General features: G+C 39.8%; 17 protein-coding genes. 10 read left to right on the forward strand and 7 right to left on the reverse strand.

Going from position 1 to position 18,161, the window contains the following annotated elements; translation table 11 throughout:
• Window positions 1-19: 19 nt before the first annotated feature.
• The 3 genes from L0657_RS17565 to L0657_RS17575 form a co-directional block, all read right to left on the reverse strand.
• A complete protein-coding gene (locus L0657_RS17565; protein ID WP_235152063.1) occupies window positions 20-676 on the reverse strand; it encodes a phosphatase PAP2 family protein in 657 nt (218 codons plus the stop codon).
• Window positions 673-1,473: an isochorismatase family protein gene (locus L0657_RS17570; protein WP_235152064.1), complete on the reverse strand. Its 801-nt coding sequence runs from the start codon at window positions 1,471-1,473 to the stop codon at window positions 673-675. Before L0657_RS17570 ends, L0657_RS17565 begins: the two co-directional genes overlap by 4 nt.
• A gap of 80 nt (window positions 1,474-1,553) precedes the next feature.
• Window positions 1,554-2,102 (reverse strand): hypothetical protein, encoded by a 549-nt coding sequence (locus L0657_RS17575; protein WP_235152065.1) that lies wholly within the window; start codon window positions 2,100-2,102, stop codon window positions 1,554-1,556.
• 117 nt (window positions 2,103-2,219) lie between these two features.
• Here L0657_RS17575 and L0657_RS17580 point away from each other — a divergent pair, with 117 nt between their 5' ends.
• From L0657_RS17580 to L0657_RS17595, 4 genes are all read left to right on the forward strand, one after another.
• Window positions 2,220-3,497: a hypothetical protein gene (locus L0657_RS17580; RefSeq protein WP_235152066.1), complete on the forward strand. Its 1,278-nt coding sequence runs from the start codon at window positions 2,220-2,222 to the stop codon at window positions 3,495-3,497.
• An 87-nt stretch (window positions 3,498-3,584) separates the two neighbouring features.
• Entirely contained in the window at window positions 3,585-4,562 is a 978-nt protein-coding gene (locus L0657_RS17585) for a glycosyltransferase family 2 protein (RefSeq protein ID WP_235152067.1), read from the forward strand.
• A 14-nt stretch (window positions 4,563-4,576) separates the two neighbouring features.
• On the forward strand, window positions 4,577-5,332 hold the full coding sequence (locus L0657_RS17590; protein ID WP_235152068.1) for a DUF5672 family protein: 756 nt from the start codon (window positions 4,577-4,579) through the stop codon (window positions 5,330-5,332).
• Window positions 5,333-5,422: 90 nt separating this feature from the next.
• Window positions 5,423-6,670, forward strand: a complete 1,248-nt coding sequence (locus L0657_RS17595) for an OmpA family protein (RefSeq protein ID WP_235152069.1) — start codon at window positions 5,423-5,425, stop codon at window positions 6,668-6,670.
• 52 nt (window positions 6,671-6,722) lie between these two features.
• Here L0657_RS17595 and tpiA read toward each other — a convergent pair whose 3' ends face one another.
• Entirely contained in the window at window positions 6,723-7,484 is a 762-nt protein-coding gene (gene tpiA, locus L0657_RS17600; protein WP_235152070.1) for a triose-phosphate isomerase, read from the reverse strand.
• Between the two features lie 282 nt (window positions 7,485-7,766).
• On the opposite strand from tpiA, the gene L0657_RS17605 reads away from it, so the two are divergent.
• From L0657_RS17605 to L0657_RS17625, 5 genes are all read left to right on the forward strand, one after another.
• The gene (locus L0657_RS17605) at window positions 7,767-9,035 is read left to right on the forward strand and encodes an aspartyl protease family protein (protein ID WP_235152071.1); all 1,269 of its coding nucleotides are present in this window, start codon (window positions 7,767-7,769) and stop codon (window positions 9,033-9,035) included.
• Between the two features lie 51 nt (window positions 9,036-9,086).
• Window positions 9,087-9,728: a tRNA (5-methylaminomethyl-2-thiouridine)(34)-methyltransferase MnmD gene (mnmD, locus tag L0657_RS17610; protein ID WP_235152647.1), complete on the forward strand. Its 642-nt coding sequence runs from the start codon at window positions 9,087-9,089 to the stop codon at window positions 9,726-9,728.
• Between the two features lie 88 nt (window positions 9,729-9,816).
• Window positions 9,817-10,401 carry a D-sedoheptulose 7-phosphate isomerase gene (lpcA, locus tag L0657_RS17615; protein ID WP_235152072.1) on the forward strand — a complete coding sequence of 195 codons (585 nt, stop codon included), beginning with the start codon at window positions 9,817-9,819 and terminating at the stop codon, window positions 10,399-10,401.
• Between the two features lie 53 nt (window positions 10,402-10,454).
• On the forward strand, window positions 10,455-10,895 hold the full coding sequence (locus L0657_RS17620; protein ID WP_235152073.1) for an NUDIX domain-containing protein: 441 nt from the start codon (window positions 10,455-10,457) through the stop codon (window positions 10,893-10,895).
• 222 nt (window positions 10,896-11,117) lie between these two features.
• A complete protein-coding gene (locus tag L0657_RS17625) occupies window positions 11,118-14,900 on the forward strand; it encodes a DEAD/DEAH box helicase (protein WP_235152074.1) in 3,783 nt (1,260 codons plus the stop codon).
• A 49-nt stretch (window positions 14,901-14,949) separates the two neighbouring features.
• On the opposite strand, the gene L0657_RS17630 is transcribed toward L0657_RS17625, so the two are convergent.
• From L0657_RS17630 to L0657_RS17640, 3 genes are all read right to left on the reverse strand, one after another.
• Window positions 14,950-15,333, reverse strand: coding sequence for a RidA family protein (locus tag L0657_RS17630; protein WP_235152075.1), 384 nt, complete (start codon window positions 15,331-15,333; stop codon window positions 14,950-14,952).
• A 269-nt stretch (window positions 15,334-15,602) separates the two neighbouring features.
• Complete coding sequence (locus tag L0657_RS17635; RefSeq protein ID WP_235152076.1) at window positions 15,603-16,412, reverse strand: glycerophosphodiester phosphodiesterase family protein; 810 nt, start codon at window positions 16,410-16,412, stop codon at window positions 15,603-15,605.
• Window positions 16,413-16,611: 199 nt separating this feature from the next.
• A complete protein-coding gene (locus L0657_RS17640; RefSeq protein ID WP_235152077.1) occupies window positions 16,612-17,529 on the reverse strand; it encodes a PfkB family carbohydrate kinase in 918 nt (305 codons plus the stop codon).
• Between the two features lie 236 nt (window positions 17,530-17,765).
• On the opposite strand from L0657_RS17640, the gene L0657_RS17645 reads away from it, so the two are divergent.
• Complete coding sequence (locus L0657_RS17645) at window positions 17,766-18,152, forward strand: DUF5618 family protein (protein WP_235152078.1); 387 nt, start codon at window positions 17,766-17,768, stop codon at window positions 18,150-18,152.
• Window positions 18,153-18,161: the final 9 nt, after the last annotated feature.

The raw sequence follows: 18,161 nt of genomic DNA on the forward strand, positions 1-18,161 counted from the left end.
TGATTGGTAAAATTCTTTTCTAAAATAATTTTGTCAGCCCCCCACCAAGCCTTGGATCAGTTTGCGCTTCCCAATATAAATTCATGTAAAAATAAATAAGTACTGAAACGGGAATGGCAACAAAGGCCGCGACATATACGTCGCCAAGGAAATGCGCCAACAGGTACATTCTCGAATAGGCGACGAGTAACGGAGGGATAAGCAGGAAAGGTTTATAGACCGAAGATTTACATTCCAGTGCAAGTACTGTAAACAAGGCAAAAGCGGAAGTTGTGTGGCCGGAGGGAAAACTATTAAAATGATAAAGCTGAACGCCCTCGACTTTGTGCAGCATTGGCAATATGGAAGCAAGAATTTTTGGAGGCCGATAAATTTCTGTGAAGACCATTTGTTTCAGGAATTGCACGACAATTCCTGAAATGGCATAACTAAGCAGGATTTTTACAGCGAGCCGATAAGAAAAAAGTGCAGCTATTAAACCTGCAATAAGTATAAATGCGCCATCTCCGACATGGGTGAAATTCTTGAAAAACAGGTCAGCGACTGGCGCCCAGTGTTTGTTTACGAAGAGAAGAATTACATTTTGGCTGAACAATAACTGGATGATACCGAGGAATATCCAGATAAGGCAGAATGGTAAAAAGAATGATCTTTGTCGCAAACAGAAAAATCTCATGAGCTGGTAAATATGTCCCGGGAAGTTTTAAAAGCTATTCCATTTTCTTTGGCTTCTTCGAAAATCGGATCAGCCAAATGCCCCCAGCCGGTTACGTCCGACATGCAGTCTGTCAGTATCTTCACTTTTGGAGAAAGCTGGGGAGCGTAAATTAAAATCTGTTTGATACTCGTGGCGACACAATGCGAGCGCGCTTCGCCAACGATCAGAATCTGGTCGAACGATTCTAGTTCTGTAATGAATTCCTGGTCAAGTTCTGTTTCTTTCTTACCAACAATCGGTACCTGCGCACGAAAAATTCCAAAATGTTCCGTCAGCGGATTTGTCCCTTTAATTATAGCTTTATAGTCAGTTCCTGTACGGTGCGTCCACGAAAGCAGAGATTGTAAAATGGTATCATCCAGCGAAGCTCCACGTGATCCGATCAGGCAATGTTCCGGCCAGATAAAATGCTTGAATTCTCCTTCACTTTCCAGCGTATCAAGATAATTCAGGACGAAATCTTTGTTATAACGCGGTGTCCATTTTCCTGATTTTACTGCATTTGCCGTGATTAAGGTAAAAGGTGCAACGGTATTTCCATTTGGATCTTCCCAAAATAACGGATGCGCAATATCAAGAACGCTATGCGTGTCGAGTGTCACAAAAATCTGATCAATGCTTTCTCCATACGTAGCGATAAGCTGAGCTATTCTTTCAACATCTTTTTCTGCTCCGGGCACAAACAAAGTGCCTTTTGGATTACAGAAATCAAACTGAGCATCAATAATTAATAATGCTGTTGTTTTGTTGTTCATATCAGGAATTGCTTTTCGGTTGACAAGAAATATATAATTCGGGATTAGTCTGTTACGCCAGGATTAAGATTGGATCATCATTATTCCCACTCTTCCGGCACATTTAACTGCCGCGCATACATTTTAGAGGATAACTGATGCACGAGTTTCAGCATTTTATTGGTGTCTTTTTTATAATCGACTCGGTAATCTTCTTCTAGTTTGTTCAAACCATTCAGGATTGTCAGCGCCTTTTTCGCGATATACAAAGCACATTTATCGGTCCTGGAAGTGTATACTTTCAGCTTGTCGGAATAACTGGTCAGGAAAGTATTTAATAAAAAAATGTTCAATTCCAGCGCACCGATTTTATCTTTTGTCACCTTCACATGATACGTAATATCACCGCTCAGGTTTCGCATATCCATCAAAATCCATCCCGGTGAATCCTGAACATATTTAGTCAGACGGGTAATCCGCGCCATGATAGATTCCCGTCTTTCCGGTATCGTTGACGAATCTTCAATTAGTTCAAAATACAATTTGTCGGTCAGCGCTTTATCTTTTGTAATAAGCCTGATGAGCAGCTTATCCTTCTCCTTTGGCGGCATTTGAATAATCGCCTTTTTCAATTGATCTTCTATTGGCATATCGGTTTCCCGTTAAAAGTTTGAGTTGGTATTTAAAAAAACAAGGATACCTTTGAACAGTATCCAAGCACACTATAATAATTGAAAGTAAAATTACTCTTTTATTAAATGTGCGTTATGAGCAAATATTTATACCTAGTCGTAGGTATATTCATCAGTACTACCTTCGGATATATCCTTTTTACAAATTCTCAAAATATTCCATCCTTTGATGATTACGATGCCACGCTGGCATTTATCCGTAATTTTTATTTTGAAAAAAGCACCGATCCGGAGAGGTTAGGAATGCTGTTTGATCTTCATAATGAGCATTGCATCATGATCTCCCGTTTATCTGCCTCAATCTATTACGCCATTTTCAAAGAAATTAATTTTACACATCTTGTCTTATACCAAAATCTCTTCTTACTAGGGTTCTATGCTGTCATTCTGGCTATTATGAAACAGCAAAATCTTCTTTCTCCGCTAGCTGCGTTGTTTGTAACAATATTTTTATTTAGCCTGTCATTCTGGCAAGTCTCATTTTATTACTGGGCTGGTATACAGCATTATACTGTCCTTTTCTTTTCCTTTTTAAGTTTGTTTTTGCTAAGTAAGGCAGAGAAGCCGAATGGAAAATATTTCATACTGGCTTGTCTGTTTGCCAGCCTTGCCATTTTTTCATTTGGTAATGGGGTGCTGGCTCTTTTTCTGGGAGGTTTTTTACTTTTTGTTCAAAAAAAGAAATCCGCTCTTGTTGTTTGGATTGTAGTGTCGCTTTTGCTTTTATCATTTCTTTATTTTTCACGAACCACTGGCAATGGGTCGGAGGCGGAAGCTTTCAATTTCGAATGGATGGGCAGACTGCTATTTACTTTTTTAGGGAGTTTTCTTTTTGTAAATCCGCCCGATATTTTTTGGTACAAGGCAAACATTATTTTTTGCATGATCACAGGATTGGCCGTGTTGAGCTGTTGGATCGTTTTGTTTTTAAATGGTTATGCATTCAAGAATCCGTTACTTTATGTCCTGTTTTCATTTCCAATCCTGACGGGCATTGTCATTGCGATCTCCCGATTTTCAACCAAAGCGGCCGGTGGAATCGCTCCAAGGTACATGTTTTTTACAGCGACAATCCCAGTTATTCTACTTCTGATTTTGCTGGATATGGGTTTTCTAAAAAAACGCGTACTTCAATATATTACATTTTCGGCATTTTTAGTTTGGAGCCTGAGCTTTAACAATAATCTGAAAGTACTGAAACAGTCAAATGAAGAATTAATGATATCTGTTAAAAAATCTGAAAATAACAAGGATATACCACTAATAAATGGTGGAAACGGTTTAGATTATTCTGCAAAACTCCATTGGGCGATTGAAAACAATGTTATCAAAATCCCAAAATATGAAGAATAGTTTAGTGCGTAAAGCTCTAAGCCATTGAATAAATACATAAGGCTTGTAACTTGCACTCTTTATGTATTTTAAATTTTGATACACATTATGATTTCAGTGGCCATGTGCACTTACAACGGCGCAAAATATTTGCCTGAGCAGTTGGAGAGCATAGCCAATCAGATAGTCCCTGTTGATGAGCTGGTTGTGTGTGATGACGGTTCGAATGACGATACCATTCAGGTTTTAAGATCTTTTTCGGAAAAGGCAGCTTTTCCTGTTTTTATTCATCAGAATGAAAACAACCTTGGTTCTACAAAAAATTTCGAAAAATGCCTTTCATTGTGCAAAGGCGATATAATTTTCTTTTCGGATCAGGATGATGCCTGGCAGAAAGACAAAGTCCAAAAGCAAATAGCCTATTTTGATACGCACCCGAACATCGACGCCGTTTTTTCAGATGCGATGATGATGGATGATGATTCAAATCCAACGGGGCGGACGATATGGCAGGAAATAGAATTTGATGATGTTGCCCAAAACAAATGGGTAATCGGCGAAGCGCATGAGATTCTTTTTAAAGGTTTTGTAGTTACTGGCGCAACGCTGGCGATTAGAAAATCTGCTTTACCAAGATTAATGCCTTTTCCAACGCATATACCTGATTTAATTCATGATGCCTATATCGCGCTGATTTTAGGTCTTCAGGAAAAAATTGATTTTATCAATGAACCGCTGATTTCATATCGTATTCACGCAAGGCAGCAAGTTGGATTTGGAGCAAAAGCGGAGCCAGTAAGATTTAGAGACCGGTTTTTCCGTGATCGGAATGAAAAACTTCTTCCTTTGCAGGAGCGAGCTGATAAGCTTGAACAGATTTATCAACTGCTTATGGGGATTCCGCTGTTTCCAAAAGACAAATTGAAGAACTTACGAATAGCGAAGGAACATTACAAAAAAAGAGCGAAGTTGCCTAAAAACCGTCTTACGCGCGTGGTACCTGTGATGACGGATATCGTGAAAGGCAGATATTTGTTCAGCAGTAAACACTGGTGGCTTCCGGTTTTCGGCGATTTATTTGAGTAATAATTAATTCATAAGTGAAAATAGTGAAACAGGAACCGAGCGCAGCGATTGTTATCCCTGTCTATAAATCGGAGTTGACATATTCAGAAAAATTGTCGCTCTGGCAATGCATGAAAGTCTTGTCAAAGTTTCCTGTGATCATTGTTAAGCCTGAAAGTCTGGATTTGCCGGAGATAAAACAAGAATACCCGGCTATCCGTTTTAAGTCATTCGACGATTTATATTTTAAGGGAATTGACGCCTACAATGAACTGATGATTTCAGCGAATTTTTACAAAACCTTCGCTGACTTTGACTACATATTAATTTACCAACTGGATGCTTACGTATTCAAGGATGAACTAATAGACTGGTGCCGGAAAGGATATGATTATATTGGCGCTCCATCACTGCACCGGGAAGAATTCGATACGCTTTCGTCAGGCGAAAAAGATACATTTGCGAACGCACTTTCCAATAACCGGTTTGTTTTGAACGGAGGCTTATCGCTCAGGAAAATTTCTTCTTTTCTGCGTTATCTGAAAATCTATAATACCTTTTATCCGGCCTGGCTTGGCAATGAAGATATGCTGTTTTCGCAGGAGGCGACACGCCTTATTCCGATGAAATTATTTTTGAAATTACCTACATGGCAGGAGGCACTGCATTTTTCTTTTGAAAAAAGTCCTGCTGCAACCTACGAGATCACAAATCATCAGCTTCCCTTTGCATGTCATGCTTGGGAACGTTATGACCCGGAATTTTGGGCATCTTTTATCCCGGAAAAGTAAGAAAAATCTGCTTTAACAATTTTTAACAAACTATCCCCTGTCTTGCGGCGTTTTTGAAGTTAATTCGTAAAAAATTAACAATGAATAACCATGACCTATAAATCGCTTTTTGTCTTTACTTGTGTTGTTGCGCTTTCACTTACTGCTGCTTTTGGGCAAATAACTGAAAACCCAAGAGTAGAGGAACAATCTGCGCCTTATGTGAAAATTAAACGGGTTGAACTGACGGATGAGTACACGATAGTTTACATGCGTTTTGTAGAACGTGAAAGTCCTTCTATGAAACGACTAAACCCTAATTTTAGAGGAATGCCTGATTTTCAGCAACGGAAAGTGCCTTCGACCTCAACGATTGGGCTTGATCCGGAGACCCGTTTATATAAGCCAGGTGAAATTGATAAAAAATATAAATTGATTCGGGCAAAGGATATTCCGCTTGATATGCGAAAGGAGGTTTATTCAGGAGACACGGTAAATTTCGTAGCCTATTTCGAGAGGCTTTCTCCTGGAATTGAAGTTTTTGATTTTTATGAAGGCCGCTCTACGAAAGAAACCATGACCTGGAATTTTTATGGCGTGCATATCAAAAACCCTTTGAAGAAAAATGCCAAATCAACAGCGAAGGTTGCTCCAAAGACTGTAAAACCGGCTCCGCAAACTCCGATTGAGCAGAAACCAGAGCCAAAAATTGAGGAAAAGCCAGCTGCGGTGGAAGATGAATATGTGATGATCAAAGGAACGGTTTACGATTCAAAAACTAAAAATCCGATTCCTGCGCAGATCACCTATTTTGAAAAAGGAGACTCGCTTGAGTTTAAATCTTCATCTGGTAATTACCGGATCGGTATCGATCCAAAATCGAATTATGACTTCCGGGTCTTGGCCAAAGGATATTATGGAACAAATTTCAGTCTGGCTCCTGCGGATTCTTCTGGAAAAGGCTCATTTTCGAAGGACTTTTATTTAATTCCGCTTGCTGTTGGTGAGACTATTGCGCTGCCAAATATATACTTTGAAACATCTAAATTTACCTTACTTGCTGAATCGTACTCTGAACTGGATCGGCTGGCCGGTATGATGAAAGACAATCCGGATATAAAAATCCGGGTGGAAGGTCATACGGATAATGTGGGTGATTTTGATAAAAATCTTGAATTGTCGGCGAACAGGGCTGCTGCCGTGAAAAAATATCTGATCAGCAAAGGAGTCAGCGAATACCGTATTGAAGCAAAAGGTTTTGGAGCGACGAAGCCTCTGGCAAAAAACGGTTCCGAGGAAGAAAAAAGAAAAAACAGAAGGGTTGAATTTGTAATTACGCAGATAAAAACTACTCAGTAATAAAGTAAAAAGGTCATTTAGAGCTACCTAAATGACCTTTTTTAATTTCGGATTATCTCGCTTTGATAATATTAATAAACTCGCGTGATTTCAAAGAGGCACCTCCAACAAGGCCGCCATCGATATCAGGAGAAGCGAAAAGTTCGTCTGCGCTTGCAGCTGTTACGCTTCCTCCGTAAAGAATAGAGATTTCGTCTGCAACTTCACTTCCGTATTTTCCAGCCAAATGCGCACGTAACGCAGCGTGCATTTCCTGAGCTTGTTCAGCGCTCGCCGTCAAACCTGTTCCGATTGCCCAGATTGGTTCGTAAGCGATAACTACTTTTTGCAATTGTTCAGCAGAAAGGTGGAAAAGACTTTCTGAGATCTGATTTTTTACAAATCCGATATAATCTTCGTTTTGTCTTTGATCCAGTGATTCACCGCAGCAGAAAATTGGAGAAATGCCGTTTTCAAGTGCGATATTCACTTTTGCAGCAAGCAATTCATTTGACTCAGCAAAATACTGACGACGCTCGCTGTGACCGACCAAAACGTATTTAATACCGATCGACTGAAGCATGGCCGCAGAGATCTCGCCTGTAAACGCTCCCGAAGCCTTATCCGAACAGTTTTGCGCAGCTAATGCAAAATTTGGAGAAGTCTCAATATATTTTTGAAGGGTAGTCAGATAGATTGCAGGAGGGCAAAGGATCACTTTTACGTCTCCCTTCACTTCGTCTTTCGCAATATTTACAAGCTCAGACGCCAAAGCAACTGCTTCATCTGCAAGCTTATTCATCTTCCAATTACCGGCAACTATTTTATTTCGCATAATTAATTTTATTGTGTTAAATCCTCATTTTGCGCTACAAACTTACCATTATTTCCTCATTTCCGGAATTCTATTCTTCCTTAAAAATATCTTCAATATAATAAGGAAATTACAAGATTTTTTTGTGTTTATTATAGAAATTAAAAGTATTTTTACATAAGAAACCGATTTCTGACAAATGACTACTTATCACCCCAAAGAGGATATAAATCATTCGTAATGAGACCAGTTAATTCATGGAAATAAAATACAAACCAAGGTTTAAAAAGAAAGGAGGCCAAGATGAAAACTTTTATCTGGTTACTGTTAATCAGCACAAACTTCATTGCTAATGCTGCACTTGCCGTCTCAGCGGATGGCATCGAGAACACCGAAGAAAAATACGGTTACTTTTTAGAAAAGAACCATAAGACGGCCCGCATACCTTTTGAAATGCACTCAAATCTTATTCTGGTTTATGCCCGCATTAACGATGTTGATTCACTACGCTTTATTCTGGATACGGGTGTCAGTTCAATTATTATCACAGATCCATCCATCTTAAAACCAGACAAACTGCGTTTAACGCGAAAAGTCAACTTGTCCGGAGCAGGCGAAGGGAAATCAGTTGCGGCGCATGTCGCTATTGATAATCGTTTTGCAATGGGCAGGCTCAGAGCGAATCATCAAAATATTGTCGTGATTGAACAAGACTTCCTGCGCCTTTCCGAGTATGTCGGGGTGCCTGTACACGGCATTTTTGGATATGATATTTTTAACAATTTTGTCGTGACAATCGATTTTGCTAAGAAGGAATTACTGCTGACGCAGAATGGGCAATATAAATATAAAGCGAGCAAGGGTGACAAACATCCGATCGTGATTGAAGATACCAAACCATTTACGGACGCGGTTACTTTGTATGCAGACGGGCGCGAAAAACCAATCCGCGTTTTGATTGATACGGGTGCAGGCCACGCATTGTTATTAAATAATTCCCCCAAAGAAACCTACAGGCTTCCGGAAAAAGTCATGCGTGCGCAGCTGGGAAGAGGATTAAATGGCGTGATAAACGGAAATCTTGGCCGCGTTGACAGGATGAAACTTGGACGTTTTGAGTTGGACAATATTGTGGCGTCTTTTCCTGATAGTGCCGGTTTTAGTGCAAAAATGGGAAGTAATGTGGAGCGTCAGGGAAATATTGGCTGCGAACTGCTTCGGAGATTCAAGGTTACGATGAATTACCATGAGGGTTATATGGTTTTAAAACCTAACAAAAGCCGCTTGCGTGAAAAATTTGAACATGACATGAGCGGAATGGAAATTCGTGCAGAAGGAAGTGACCTGCGTTCGTATTTTGTCAATCACGTTCAGGAAAAATCTCCGGCCGCCGGTGCAGGACTTATCGAAGGAGATCAGTTACTTTTTATTGACGATCATGCTGCAACAGAATTGAATGTAAGTGAAATTTATAAACTGATGCAGCGCGGCGACGGAAGAAATATTGATTTACTTGTGAAACGGAATGGAAATATTTTCTTCACCAAGCTCACGCTGCGAAGAATGATTTGAGTAGTTTTAAGGCCGCATCTAACTATTAGTTTTATTTTGGAACGCCTTAAATTGACGGAGGACGGCTCGCACTCCTTACTCAATTCACAATACAATCAGCATTATCACTCTGTGTCTGGAGCTCTCAAAGAGTCCAGACACATTTATATGAATCTTGGACTAATTCCCCTTCTTGAAGTCACAGAAGCACCTATTCGCGTTTTTGAAATGGGTTTTGGAACTGGTTTAAATGCATTTCTTACCTGGCAGGCCGCTGATTTTTACAGAAAATCCATTTTATATACCGGTGTTGAGGCATTTCCTGTTTCAATGGACGAAGCTTCGCAGCTCAATTATGACATTGTAACTTCTTTTACAGGTTTGATGAAATTACATCAAGCTGCCTGGTTCGAAAATCATCAGCTGTCAGAGAATTTTACATTTAGAAAAGAACAGCTGACTTTGCAGGAATTTTCTACTGATGAACTTTTTGATGTGATTTTTTATGATGCCTTTGATCCAAAAGCACAGCCTGAATTATGGACCGAAGAAATTTTGTCAAAAATAGCGGCTCAGTTGCGAACAGGAGGAGTATTGGTAACTTATTCATCAAAAGGAATTGTAAAAAGAGCATTAGCAGCGGCAGGATTTTCTGTCCAAAAACATAAGGGGCCGGGTAAAAAGTGGCATGTTTTGAAAGCAATAAAAATCTGACAAATTTTATTCGGCTGGGTAATTAGTTTGTCCGGGTATGGTTATTAAATACTTTTGTCAATCGTTAAGATCTTTGTAAATCATCAATATGGAATTTCAGAATATTATTAGCCAGGAACTTCGTGAAGCACAAACCGTTCTCGAAACATTTTTAAGTGACCCTGTTCAAATAGAAAAAATAGAAAAAGCAGCGTCTCTTATGGCAGATGCAATTGCAAATAATCATAAAATCATATCTTGTGGAAACGGCGGTTCGCACTGTGACGCCATGCACTTCGCCGAAGAACTAACCGGAAGATACCGGGATGATCGCCGTTCATTGCCTGCAATCGCAATTTCTGATGTAAGTCATTTGAGCTGTGTCAGTAATGACTTCGGTTTTGAATTTGTATTTTCAAGATTTGTTGAAGGATTGGGACAATCGGGAGATGTGCTTTTGGGACTTAGCACGAGCGGAAATTCAGCCAATATTATCCGTGCTGTTGAAGCTGCAAAAGCAAAAGGGATGAAAGTTGTGATTCTGTCAGGAAAGGATGGAGGAAAACTGGCGGGACAGGCTGATGTCGAAATCCGTGTTCCTCACTTCGGATATGCTGATCGGATTCAGGAAATACACATCAAGGTGATACATATTTTTATGCTTCTGATCGAAAAAATGGTGATCGGAAATTAGTTTAAAATGAAAGTTACTATTTTGCCATTGCACCAGCACGAAAATAAATCTATATGAAAGTACGTCCGGCAGTTATTATTGTTCAGGAAAATGCTGTTCTGACCATGCGATACAAGTATGGCGAAAAAGAAGTGTTTGCACTGCCCGGAGGAAACCCTGATCCGGATGAATGTCTGCCGGAAGCACTTCGACGTGAATTGATGGAAGAGCTGGGAATAACAGTTGAAATTGATGAAATGGTCCTTTGCGGTGAGGTTTTGTGGGGTGAAACGCGAAAGGAAACTTTGCATATGGTGTTCAAAGCAAAAATTGCAGACGGGCAGCCTATCATTAACCCGGCGGAAACAACCGCATTGGAAGTCGTCTGGCTGCCATATTCAGAATTGGAAGACAGGCTGATATATCCCAATGTAGGAAAGGAAATTTTGGAATATTTAAATGGAACTCTGAAATCCGCCTACATTGGTGTAATTGACCAGCCTTATGCAAAATAATATGTAAGTATATCTAAAAGTAATAATCTTCACTTGAACCTTCCCATCAGATAAATTCTAAATCGCTTCACACGGCGTTAATTCCCAAAATCGAAAATATAATATCGTCCAAACTTGAATTATAAAATGTTTTTTTATGCCATTTCTATTATACTTTTAGAATAGGCTTCACAAAAACAGAAACAAACCGTACTTTTGCGGTTTAACGAGTTTCTAGGATAAATGGACAACGAGAGGAAGGAGCGATTATCACAGTTTTTAAGGCGGAACTCTGAGGGCCAGACATTATCACAAGGGCGTTCCATTTTCAGCAGCGGTGGATATAATATCGTGAAATTGGACTACAATGGAGGAGGTTATGCCGAGTTCAAAGTAAAAAGTGATTACTCGGTCCGGGATTATGTTATAAAAATCCAGGATTTTCTTACCCCAAATATTAGTACTTCCTGTACATGTACGCATGATTACGGCGGACTTTGCAAGCATCGCATCGCAATGACATTGTATGTTCTGGATAAAATGCCAGCGTACGTAAAGCCAACGGAACATGACATGGCGGACACCATGGTTGTACTTCCGTCACTGAAAGACGTATATCTTGAAGATATTGTCCAAAGGGAAACCTGGAATAATCGAAATCAGCTTGCAAAGGTTGATATCGTTTCTACGCGGGACGGATTTGCAGCATGTAAAGTCAATGTCCGGGATATCGACTTTGCGGTTCAATTCACAAAAGTTCCGAATTCAAACCAGATACAGACAAGCTGCTCATGTGGACAAATATTATATGTTCCCGTTTGCGAGCACAAACTGGCTGCATTATTAAAACTGCGGGACCAGTTTGGCGAGCGTGCGTTTGATATGATGCGTGACTGGACGGAAGATAAAACGAATCTTCTTGCGGAATATGGTTATGCGCTGGAAGATAATCTGGAAGGGAAATTTGATTTCAAAATTGATCAGAGCGGTGCTTTACAGTTGATAAAGCAGGATAAAGGCATTCAGAAAGTAGGCTCTTTCCAAAACTGGCGCACGCTGCGTGATAAGGTAATACCAGATTTGCAGCCGACCTATCAGGTTACGGATAACGATTCACATTCGGGAGATGAAAGACTATCGCTTTATGTGTTTTGGCCGAGAGGTGCTGATAGTTCGCTGGATGTTGGTTTTGGAATTTTTTCTGCAAAAAGCAGTTCGAAAACGCAGAAATATACGCATATCCGCAGTATTGCCGGAGGCTCCGGAACAGCTTATTTGCCAGAGGAAATTCCGGTTTTAACAGCAGGTGATTCCAGATTAGTAAGAATTGCAAGACATTTCAGCCCGGAAGGTCTTCAAAAATATATGAAAAGTCGTGGGCAGTCTAGCGCTCATTTAAGCGACGAATCTTCCGATTATCAGAGTGAGGCACATAAATGGGTAGGTCGTCAGCTTGTCAGGATTTTTAAGGATCTGAGCGGAGAGCGTTTATTCATTACTGAAAATGATTACGTCACAAATCAAAACCAGCTTCAGGAAGTAAAACTTCACCCGACGCCTGCCAAGATATTTTTTGTTTTAACAGAGGATCAGGAATTTATAAGCCTGAATCCATACGCAGAAATTGAAAAGGGCAAGCCGATTGATCTTCAGCAGGTTGCTGCAACATTTGATAGTTTCTGGCTTGGCATTTACAAGGAGGACATTTTGTTCCGTTGGGCAAGTATCAATGATGCTGAAATGGTTGATTACCTGCGTCAGAACGGTTTTAAAATCCGTGTCCGCAAAGATCACTCCGACAGTTTCATGAAAGATTGGGTGATGCCTGTAACAGAACATTTCGAGGTTATATTCCAAACGCGTCATGCGCTGGAAACAAGCGCAATGAAATATGTGAAAGGCAGAATTTATCTGAAAGAAGATGACGCTAATTTATTGATCGTCCCTACTTATGTTTACGAGGGCGATGAAGAATCGGAGGAAGCAGAATTAATTCACGATAATCAGCGTACTAAAGCAGGATTTGAAGACAATAAAATTCAGTTATTGGAGCGTGATATCGCCGCTGAGAAGGTACATTGGGAATGGGTGAAATCACTGCATCCTGATTTTGCGCAGCAACCTGACCAACCATTTTTCTTCATACCTTTTGAAGAGGTTATGAAAGATGGGTGGTTATTCCATTTTGTTGATACGGTTGAGGAAAAGGAAGTCCAGCTTTTAGGTTTTAAAGATCTGAAAAAAATGCGCATTAACCCAAATCGGGGAAAGGTGCAGATCAGAGCTTCTTCGGGTATCGACTGGTTTGATATGCAGATCGAAATTACTTTTGGAGATCAGCAGGTATCACTCGCAGATGCTAAAAAAGCCTTGCTGAAAAAACAGAATTACGTGGAGCTGAAAGATGGCTCAATGGGAATTTTGCCGGAAGAATGGATCCAGAAACTTGAACCTTTGTTGAAATTCGGAAGGGTGGATGGCGACGAAGTGCACTTGTCAAAATTCCATTTTTCGCTGATTGAAGAACTTGCTTCGCAAATTGATAACGAAGAAGTTTTGCAGGAGCTTTGGGAAAAAAAACAAAAACTCCTGAATTTTAAAGAGATACCAAGTGTGCCGCTTCCTGAAAATATCAATGCGACGCTGAGACAATATCAGGAGGAAGGATACAAATGGCTGAATTTCCTTGAAGAATTTGGCTGGGGCGGATGTTTGGCGGATGATATGGGTTTGGGAAAAACCCTGCAAATGCTAACTTTCTTGCAACACCAGAAAAACAAGAATCCGCTGGCTACGAATTTAGTCGTAGTTCCTACCACGTTGATTTTTAACTGGCAGGCAGAGTCAGCCAAGTTTACGCCGGATCTGAAATTGTACGTTCACCGCGGGATGGACCGCCGGAAAGATCTCGAAATTTTCCAGAATTATGATATTGTTTTGACAACGTACGGCACGATGAGAAGTGACGTGGAGTTGTTGAAAAAAATACAATTCAATTATATCGTTTTAGATGAATCGCAGGCAATCAAAAATCCGGATTCATTGACGGCAAAAGCATCCAGATTGCTGAGATCAAATAATCGTCTGGCGATGACGGGTACGCCGGTTGAAAATAATACTTTCGATCTTTATTCTCAGTTTGAATTTTTAAATCCGGGATTACTAGGTCATGCTGACTTTTTCCGTGCAGAATATGCTACGCCGATCGACAAGTTTCAGGACAAAGTGAAGGCCGAAGAATTACGTCGTCTGGTATATCCTTTTATGTTAAAACGGACGAAGGAGGAGGTTGCAACTGACTTGCCGGATAAGACTGAAACGATCCTGTATTGTGAGATGGGCAAGAAGCAACGGAAGGTATATGAAACCATTCGTGAAAAATACAGATTACAGATTGCTGAAAAGCTGGCAACGGATGGCCTGAATAAAAGTAACTTCTTAATCTTCGAAGCATTACTGAAACTTCGTCAGATCTGCGATTCTCCGGTGTTACTTTCGGATGATGTGGACTATGGAAATGAGTCTGCAAAACTGGAAGAGATTGTAAGGGAGATTGAGGAAAATGCGTCAAACCATAAGATTCTTATATTTAGTCAATTCCTGGGTATGCTTGACTTAATCCGTCAGCATCTGGAAAAGGTAAATATTCCTTATGAATATCTGGATGGACAAACCGTTGACCGTGCCGGGCGTGTAAATCGTTTTCAGAATGATCAGAATTGTCGTGTTTTCCTAATGAGTTTGAAAGCTGGTGGAGTAGGACTTAACCTTACGGAAGCGGATTATGTTTATCTGATGGATCCATGGTGGAACCCGGCGGTTGAACGTCAGGCGATTGACAGAACGCACCGAATCGGACAAACGCGTAAGGTGTTTGCTTATAAAATGATCTGTAAGGATACAATTGAAGAAAAAATATTGCTGCTGCAAGAACGCAAGCAGGAACTGGCCGAAGATTTGGTAGGCGGCGAAGCTGGATTTATCAAAAAGCTAAGCCAGGATGATATAATGGCATTATTTAGCTAAAAACGATTGGTCTACGATCTAGTTCGTAGACCAATCGTTTTAATATAATTTACTCTACAATAGCAGTAAATTCGATTTCAACCAGATAATCAGGCGACACTAATTTGCTGATTTCATAAATTCCGGTCGTTGGTTTTATGTCTCCAAAATAAGCACCATGTGCTTTGGCGATAGCATCAAATTTGGTGATATCCGTTGTAAAGATTCTTGTGCGTACAACATCTTTCAACGATACACCAGCTTCTTCAAGCACTTTTGAAATTCTTTCTATGATGTTGTTGGTTTGTGCATAAGCATCATCCGCTTTCACAATTTCTCCGTCAACAATAGCGACAGTTCCTGAAACTTCAATAATGTTTCCGATGCGAACGGCGCGGCAATAACCCATTTTATCTTCCCACGGCGAACCGGTAAGGATATTTTGTCTTGGCATGGTAAGGTATTTTAAATTTTTGTGGATGTAAATATATTGAGTTGAATTTTAAAGGAAGGTATTGACGAAAGATTTATGAAAGAATTTGGGCAATTAAATGACTGCATCGCAGTCTCCTGTTTATAGCAACCATTTCGAAGTACCAAATCCTGGCTCCTTCGGAGCCTCCTCGAATGTGTAGGGAACTCCGATGGAGTTAGGAATCTGCCATTAGATAGCTTTTCTATAAACAGGAGGCTCCAATGGAGCCGTTTCCTAAAACTCATTCCTTACCTCAAACCTCTCTGTTTCAAATACTCTATCAACGCTTCCGGATGATCTGTCTGTAAACCTTGAACGCCCTTATTTATCGCCTCATTCCACGAGGCTGGCCCCTCCGTTGGACTTTGAACGTCTAGCCAGGTTGAAATTTTCTTTTCCTTTATCATTTTTTCCATGCCCGGATTCACAACATTATCAATAACGCTGATGTTAATTTCGGTTAAAAAGGAGGACAACTGTTCAATATTTTTAATCTCGTCCGGAACACTGGTCATTAATGGCATTTGAGGTGCTATCGATTTCCATTGCGGATATTGTTCCTTTTTATTGATATAGACTACAATCTGTTTTTCCATACCTGCTTCCTGTATTTGTTTCCACGTTTGCGCCACATCTGCATCTTTAAAATCCAGATAAATATTGATCTTGTTTTTACACAATTTCAAAACATCTCTGAATTCCGGTATTTTGTGTGTTTTATGGTTATGATTGAATACCTGAAGTTTCTTGATTTCAGCCAAGGTATGATCACTTATTTTCCCTTTCCCATTTGTAGTACGGTCGACATTTCCGTCGTGATGAATGATCAAATGGCCATCTTTCGTGGTACGTAAATCCACTTCAACATAATCCACGCCATATTTAATGGCTTCATCAATTGAGGCCAGTGTATTTTCAGGAACGTTAACATGATTTCCACGATGAGCAATCACAATCAGCTTGTGCTTACTTGCAGGTAAATTCTGCGCTGTTGAAAGGGTTGAAATAAAACAGAATATAATCTGAATCAGAAGAAAATTATTTTTGTACGCGGACATTGTAAAACTAATTTGTTGTTTGAAAAACGAGTAAAACGCCTTTCTATACTATTTTTTTTACAATACAGGCCACTTATAAGTGTTAAGAAAAAAGTCTAAGAAAGTGAGGTTTTTTCTCCCAAATTCTTAGACCTTTTATATTGATCAGAAATTACCTATTTGATCTTGGCTAGAAGCTAACCGCTAACAGCCATAGCTATTAAACTATTTCAAAACTCGACAATTTCACAAATTCCTGAACACGCGCATCAATTTCTTCTTGTGTAAGATTGATGATACGTTCGGTACCAAATTTCTCAACACAGAAAGATGCCATAGCAGAACCGTAAATGATCGCACGTTTCATGTTTTCAAAAGAGATATCATCCGTTTTGGCAAGATATCCGATAAATCCGCCTGCGAAACAATCGCCTGCTCCGGTTGGATCGAATACAACTTCCAGTGGCAATGCCGGTGCGAAGAAAATTCTTTCTCCCTGAAACAAAAGTGCTCCGTGCTCTCCTTTTTTGATGATCAAAGTTTTTGGCCCTAACGCCATAATTGTTTTCGCTGCTTTACGCAAAGAATATTCTCCCGAAAGCTGGCGTGCTTCCTCATCATTGATCGTCAAAACATCAACCAATGAAATAACGTCTTTCAAATCATCCATGGCGATGTTCATCCAAAGATTCATGGTATCAAGCATGATCAGTTTCGGACGTTTGGCCATACGCTCAATAACAGATTTCTGTGTAGCCGGAACCGTATTTCCCAACATCAGATATTCTGTGCCCTGGTAAGATTCAGGAATGATGGGATCAAAATCAGCCATTACATTCAGCTGAGTTTCAAGCGTATCACGTGTATTCATATCCTCATGGTACTTACCCGACCAAAAGAAAGTTTTACCATCAGGGATTGTTTTCAAACCTTCGGTATTAACACCGTGTTCTACAAGAAGGTCAACCATTTCCTGAGGGAAATCGCCGCCTACAACGGCTACCAGATTATTTTTTTTGGTGAAATACGATGCAGATAGTGTGATATAGGTTGCCGCGCCGCCAATGATTTTATCGGTTTTTCCGAAGGGTGTTTCAAGGGCATCAAACGCCACAGAGCCAACTGTTAATAAACTCATAAAGAAGTATAGTATTGATTTTAAGTAAGTTTCAATTTTTGATTGGAAGACAAAAACGCTGCGAAGATAATAAAAACGTCCGAATAGCACATTTATAAGAATGTATAATGCTAAACAGTTGGCGGTCAATCCTAAGTTATTTGCTATTTTTGTCAGGCAACGTTAAATATGGTGTGAAAAACTTCTTAATGAATTATTAAATCAATTATTTCTTCATACAAAAGAATCGCACTATCATGGAAGCAATTATCGAAGCAAGAAGACACATTGACAATGCAAAGGGATTTCTTAGTAATAATGCAAATAAGGAAGATGGCCTGTATAAAGATAAAAAGTATGTGAAAATAGCCGGACACACTGCCTACACAGGAATTTTACTTGCACTTGATGAATTGTTAGGAGAAAAGAGGAAGAAGACAAAAAAAAGTGTTGAATGGTATCAAAAAGAAATATCGGGCATCGATAAAAGAGTCCTTTCTGATTTCTCAACAGCCTATCAAATATTGCACTTGGACATGGGATATGGAGGAGCTCAAAGTGCCAAATTAGCCAAAATAGGAATCGAAGAAGCAGAGAAAATTATAAGTTGGGTTGAAAACAGACTTTCAAAACCTGAAAAGTGAATTACTAAA

The organism is Dyadobacter sp. CY345 (genome assembly GCF_021502725.1).
Taxonomy (GTDB): Bacteria; Bacteroidota; Bacteroidia; order Cytophagales; family Spirosomataceae; genus Dyadobacter.

Bases quoted from the DNA above. Each gene is read 5' to 3' on its own strand.
- L0657_RS17565 (WP_235152063.1), bottom strand. From the start codon at position 676: ATGAGATTTTTCTGTTTGCGACAAAGATCATTCTTTTTACCATTCTGC.
- L0657_RS17570 (WP_235152064.1), bottom strand. From the start codon at position 1,473: ATGAACAACAAAACAACAGCATTATTAATTATTGATGCTCAGTTTGAT.
- L0657_RS17575 (WP_235152065.1), bottom strand. From the start codon at position 2,102: ATGCCAATAGAAGATCAATTGAAAAAGGCGATTATTCAAATGCCGCCA.
- L0657_RS17580 (WP_235152066.1), top strand. From the start codon at position 2,220: ATGAGCAAATATTTATACCTAGTCGTAGGTATATTCATCAGTACTACC.
- L0657_RS17585 (WP_235152067.1), top strand. From the start codon at position 3,585: ATGATTTCAGTGGCCATGTGCACTTACAACGGCGCAAAATATTTGCCT.
- L0657_RS17595 (WP_235152069.1), top strand. From the start codon at position 5,423: ATGACCTATAAATCGCTTTTTGTCTTTACTTGTGTTGTTGCGCTTTCA.
- tpiA (WP_235152070.1), bottom strand. From the start codon at position 7,484: ATGCGAAATAAAATAGTTGCCGGTAATTGGAAGATGAATAAGCTTGCA.
- L0657_RS17605 (WP_235152071.1), top strand. From the start codon at position 7,767: ATGAAAACTTTTATCTGGTTACTGTTAATCAGCACAAACTTCATTGCT.
- lpcA (WP_235152072.1), top strand. From the start codon at position 9,817: ATGGAATTTCAGAATATTATTAGCCAGGAACTTCGTGAAGCACAAACC.
- L0657_RS17620 (WP_235152073.1), top strand. From the start codon at position 10,455: ATGAAAGTACGTCCGGCAGTTATTATTGTTCAGGAAAATGCTGTTCTG.
- L0657_RS17625 (WP_235152074.1), top strand. From the start codon at position 11,118: ATGGACAACGAGAGGAAGGAGCGATTATCACAGTTTTTAAGGCGGAAC.
- L0657_RS17630 (WP_235152075.1), bottom strand. From the start codon at position 15,333: ATGCCAAGACAAAATATCCTTACCGGTTCGCCGTGGGAAGATAAAATG.
- L0657_RS17635 (WP_235152076.1), bottom strand. From the start codon at position 16,412: ATGTCCGCGTACAAAAATAATTTTCTTCTGATTCAGATTATATTCTGT.
- L0657_RS17640 (WP_235152077.1), bottom strand. From the start codon at position 17,529: ATGAGTTTATTAACAGTTGGCTCTGTGGCGTTTGATGCCCTTGAAACA.
- L0657_RS17645 (WP_235152078.1), top strand. From the start codon at position 17,766: ATGGAAGCAATTATCGAAGCAAGAAGACACATTGACAATGCAAAGGGA.